Consider the following 5,210-nt stretch of genomic DNA (forward strand, 5'->3'; position numbering starts at 1 on the left):
GAATATACTCGAACCAGATAATTGGTTCTGTGTATGTGTAAGCAACAAATTTTGTCCGTTTTTTCATACAAATTTGGAGCAATTCTTCCAAATCGAGATGATAAGTTGGTACTTCGAACTGGCTGATCGAAAAATTCTGACAAAAATCACAGGAAAAATTACAGGAATTTGGTCCGATCGATAAAATACTCTGTCCCGGATAAAAGTGATACAGCGGTTTTTTTTCTATTGGATCCATACTGATAGAAATAGTTTCTGCATAGTTGGAAGTGAATAAATTCCCATCTGAATTAAATCGAGAACGGCATTTTCCTTCTTCTTCCGGTGCGAGTACACAGAAATGAGGACAAAGCTCACACTGAACTTTTTTGTCTTTTAATTTTTTATAATATTTTGCTTGTTCCATATTTTTTTCCTATTATGAAAATGTAAAACATCGGAATGTTCAGCTTGCTGATCTTCCGATTGTTTAAGCAATAATTTTCAACATTCCAAAGAATCGGCAATCTGAAACATTCGGAAGTTAATCATCGTTACCAATCCCCCCGATTGGTAATGAAATTTGAATGAAATCCTGTTCCACATTCCCAAACGGGGTTTGGGAACGATGAAAAAAAGTGATTATTTCGTCAGAAGCCAGTAAGAGAAAACTTTCATCCGTCGCAGTAGCCTGCTACGGAGAACGGGCATAATGACAAAGCATCTTCACAATTAGAATTAATGCGATACATATCTCTCCAATACTTCAAGATTCTTTTGCAAACTATCAGAATTTTCCTGTAAAGTTCTTTTTGCATTAATTCCCAGATTTTCTCTGGCTTTTTCATTCTGATAGAGAAAAGAGATATCTTCGAACAATCTTTCAATCGTTGAGATGAGAATTCCCTTATTTTTCAGTAATTTTGACACCGAATCCCGACAGGAAAAAAAATGCTCTCCCATTATTATCGGAGTTTTATAAAAAGCAGGTTCAAGAGGATTATGACCTCCAAAATCAAAAAAACTACCTCCCACAATAGCTATATCTGCGATCGCATACATTTTCGTTAGAATTCCCATTTGATTTATAATAAGAATTTTAAAATCTTCTTTTAAATCCGAATATAATTGATAATCAAGATCATCAAATATTTCTGTAATCTCCTGTAATCGGTATAGATGTCTGGGAACGATAATTACTTTCAGATTCTTAATTTTATTATTCAGTTTTTGATAAATCGATTTGAGCAGCTTTTCTTCTCCCGGACGACTGCTTCCCCAGACAATCGCAAAATCTTTTTTTGCAAGTCCAAATTCCTTCCTGATCTTGTTTTTCTCGAAATCAGGTAGTTGCATACAGAATTTGAGATTGTGAGTGTTGATCACATTCTGAAATTTGAATGTTAAAAACCTGTTTTTATCTTTTTCCGATTGGGCATCCACAGCTGAAACAGTTTTCCATAAAGGTTTCCAGAAAAATGAAAATCTTTTGTAAAGAGGATAAGATTTATCTGATATGCGACCATTTACGATAACAACCGGGATTTTTCTCATTTTAGCTAAACATAACATGTGCGGCCAGAATTCTGTCTCAACAAGAATGATCAATTCCGGATTTATTCTTTTAAAAAACCTTTTCATCATTAAGAAACAATCGAAAGGAAGGAAAGAGGTAAAAATCCTATCATCAATTTGTTTTGCTGTTTCCTGTCCGGTTGAGGTCATTGTTGTAAAAACATATTTTTTATGAGGATGTTTAAGTAAAAGGGCTTTGATCAATGGTTTGGCAGCATTTACTTCTCCAACTGAAGCAGCATGCACCCAGATTGAATTCTGAAAATCTTTATTGAAATATCCCAATCTTTGCTTGAGTTCGGTTCCTTTGAATTTAAAAAAAATGTATGGAAATGCGATAATAAAGATTATTTGAACTAATATTATGAAAATGATCATTGTGATTTCTTTTCTTTTAAATTTCCCAAAACTTGCCAAATTTTAAAAATTTGGCAAGTTTCAAATTTTAAAATAGCTTTGAGTTGTCGTCGTTTCTCCTTAAAACTCGAATAAACTAAAATAAATATCATCAGTAACCTTGATAACCTGAACTTCAAATTTGTCCATTAACTTAAACATTTTACCTTTCTTTTTTCCGATCAGGCAATTTTGTCTTTCATAAAACTCATAATAATCATCTGTCAGGGAACTTAACTCGATAACTCCAATAACAGGAAATTCATTGAGTTCGATAAGCATGGAAAAGGATTTTATTCCCACAATAATTCCCTTAAAAACTTCTCCCAATCTCATTTTCATAAATATTTTCTTGTTTTTAAACTCAACTTCTCTTTCCGCTTCATCAGCGATAATTTCTTTTTCAGAAGCAGTTTTAGCAAGATCAAAAAGCTCTTTTTTAGAAAAAAGGGCAGCAGAAGAATGAAGTTTCCCCTTAATTTGATGATGAATAACAAGATCACTTAATCTTCTTATCGGGGAAGTAAAATGAGTATAATTTGAAAGAGCCAGGCCAAAATGACCGATATTTTTTATATCATATTTTGCTTTTTTCATTTTGCGAAGTATTATTCTATCAAAAACTCGATGATGAATTTCATCCGGCATGGAATCGAGCAATATTTGTAAGGTTTTATTCAAATTCTTTTTTCGCTCAAAACACAGATCATACTTTTCAGCAATTTCTTTTATCTGTTCGATATCTTCTTCATCCGGTTTTTCGTGCACTCGATAAATTGTATTTTTTGAAGATAATATTTTTGCCACAAACTCGTTTGCGATCAACATGAAATTTTCAATCAGAGTATGTGATTCGGTTTCCTGACTTCTTTTCAGATCGATAATATGACCTTCATCATCGAAAATAAATTCTGTTTCCGGAAGATCAAAAGATAGATAACCTTGCTTTTTTCTCTTTGCAGATAGGGAAGAGGAGAGTTTTTTCATTTCAAACAAAATTCTTGCAACTTCCGGATCAATATTGTTTTCTCTATTTTCAAAAAGAGCATCCACTTCTTCATAAGAAAGCCTGGCATTTGATTTGATCACACTTTCTACCACATTTTGACCGATGATCTCATAATTTTTATCAAATTCGGTGATCACAGAAATTGTCAGTTTTTCTTCAAAAGGCCGCAGACTGCAGATTTTATTGGAAATTTTTTCAGGAAGCATGGGAATGACTTTTTTGGGAAAATAATAACTGTTTCCGCGATTTTTTGCTTCTTTGAATAATTCCGTTTGAGGTTGAACATAATGAGCAACATCCGCGATATGAACATATAATTTCCAACCTTTTTCAGTTTTCTTAAGAGAAATCGCATCATCAAAATCTTTAGCAGAAATCGGATCGATTGTGAAAGTAAGTAGGTCGCTAAAATCCTTTCTTTTTTTCTTTTCTATTTCAGTAATAAAATCAGGAATTTCCTGTAATTCAAACAACACTTTTTCGGGAAAGAACAATGGAAGTTCATAATGTTTGATCACGCTGATAATTTCAACTTCAGGTTCTCCTGCTTCTCCTAAAACTTCAATAATGTCTCCAACAGGCAGTTTCATCATTTCCCGATTACCCCAATTGGTCACTTTCAGAATTGCTTTTTTACCAACTTCTGCTCCTGATAGTTTATTAATTAAAAAATTAGTATGGATTCGAGAATTATCAGGGATAAGAAAAAATCTTTTTTGGAATTCCTGCACCGTTCCAACAAAATTATTCTTATTCCTTTTGATAATTTTTGTAATAATACCGTATTTTTTATTTTTCCTGGAAAACTTTACTTCAGCTTCCACTAAATCATTATGATAAGCAGTTAAAGTATCTTCTTCTGAAATAAAAAGATCAAGTTCATCACTTATCACAAAAGCAAAAGATTTATTTTTTGCAAGAGGCCTAGCATCGAATTTTCCTGTTATATATTTTGTGTTATTCTCAATTTGGTGATAAGAATATTTCCTGTTCTTTAGAAATATTTTCTTCTCTTTAGTAAGTTTAAATAGGGTATCGATCAAATCTTTATGTTTATGTTTCTTAATTCTTATTTCTCTAGCTATGTCTTTAATTTTGAAAGAGGTATGTGTATTTTCCGAAAGTAATCTGATTATTTGATATTCTAACTTCTTATCATACATAATTTTATTACTTAAATTAGTAAATTAAAATTTATTACCAATTTTCAGTTCGAGAAATTTTAATAATTCCTCTTTTTCTGATTGATCTTTTGAGAAACGAATAGACTGACCTCTAAAACTATCCAATCTTCTTGGTTTTTTAAATGTACTCAACATCACACCTTTTTTATCAGCATAAAAACAACCGAAATCTTCATACCTTTTTTCAATGCGGATTATGAAATAAAAAATGACAATCTTCTCATCATAAAATTCATATTTTGTGGGAATAAAGTATGGGAATAATGTCACGATGAACACCAGCATACCAAGATAAAAAAATAACGGCATTTCCCAACTTCTAAAAGTGATTTCCCACAATCCGATTGAAATAAGGAGGATGAAAATAAGCAGTAATATTGATGATAAAGGAAAATCCTTTAATGGGTGAGAGGTCCAACTTAAAACAGGATTATTCGACATTTTGTACAATCTCCCTGCATTTTTCAATTTCTTCTTTGATGGTTAGAATTTCGGAAAATATTGTTTTTGAGTTATACTTTGAACCGATCGTATTTATCTCACGATGCATTTCCTGTAAGATAAAGTTCAGAGTTTTCCCGATTTCGTTTTCCTTTTCGTTCAGGATATTAAGAAACTTATCGATATGATCTTCAATCCTGATAATTTCTTCGTTCACATCTGCTTTTTCGATATACAAAGCTGCTTCGAGCATAACTCTTTTATAATCATCGTCTTTTAGTTCAGAATCTAATATCTGCTCAATGTTTTTCATCATCTTCAGGTAAATTTTTTTCTTATGATTTGGGAATTCTTTTTTGATCTTATCTAATGCTTTTATCATTTCATTGAATGATTTTTTAATGAATTTCTTCATCGCTCTGCCTTCGATCAATGCCATTTTCTGATGTTCATTTATTGCTTTCTTTAATGTTATTAGAACCTTTTTTTCGATATCATTTTGTTCGTATTTTTCTTCTTTTTGTTTAAGGATTTCTTTTTCCAGGAAAAAAGTGTGAATTGGAAATTTTTCATTCAAATTTAATTCCTTCTTTGCATCATCAAATAGTTTTTTATACAATTTCAGC

At 31.6% G+C, this 5,210-nt stretch carries 5 protein-coding genes; all 5 read right to left on the minus strand.

The window, feature by feature from the left end; translation table 11 throughout:
• On the minus strand, window positions 1–406 hold a 406-nt coding region (locus tag ENL20_10470; GenBank protein HHE38981.1), incomplete at its 3' end, for a hypothetical protein.
• A gap of 311 nt (window positions 407–717) precedes the next feature.
• A complete protein-coding gene (locus ENL20_10475) occupies window positions 718–1,932 on the minus strand; it encodes a 3-deoxy-D-manno-octulosonic acid transferase (protein HHE38982.1) in 1,215 nt (404 codons plus the stop codon).
• A 99-nt stretch (window positions 1,933–2,031) separates the two neighbouring features.
• On the minus strand, window positions 2,032–4,122 hold the full coding sequence (rnr, locus tag ENL20_10480) for a ribonuclease R (GenBank protein HHE38983.1): 2,091 nt from the start codon (window positions 4,120–4,122) through the stop codon (window positions 2,032–2,034).
• Between the two features lie 24 nt (window positions 4,123–4,146).
• Window positions 4,147–4,584, minus strand: a complete 438-nt coding sequence (locus ENL20_10485; protein ID HHE38984.1) for a hypothetical protein — start codon at window positions 4,582–4,584, stop codon at window positions 4,147–4,149.
• Window positions 4,574–5,161, minus strand: coding sequence for a DUF1732 domain-containing protein (locus ENL20_10490; protein ID HHE38985.1), 588 nt, complete (start codon window positions 5,159–5,161; stop codon window positions 4,574–4,576). The genes ENL20_10485 and ENL20_10490 overlap by 11 nt, the downstream gene beginning before the upstream one ends.
• Window positions 5,162–5,210 lie beyond the last annotated feature (49 nt).

The sequence above is a fragment of the Candidatus Cloacimonadota bacterium genome (assembly GCA_011372345.1).
GTDB lineage: Bacteria > Cloacimonadota > Cloacimonadia > Cloacimonadales > TCS61 > DRTC01.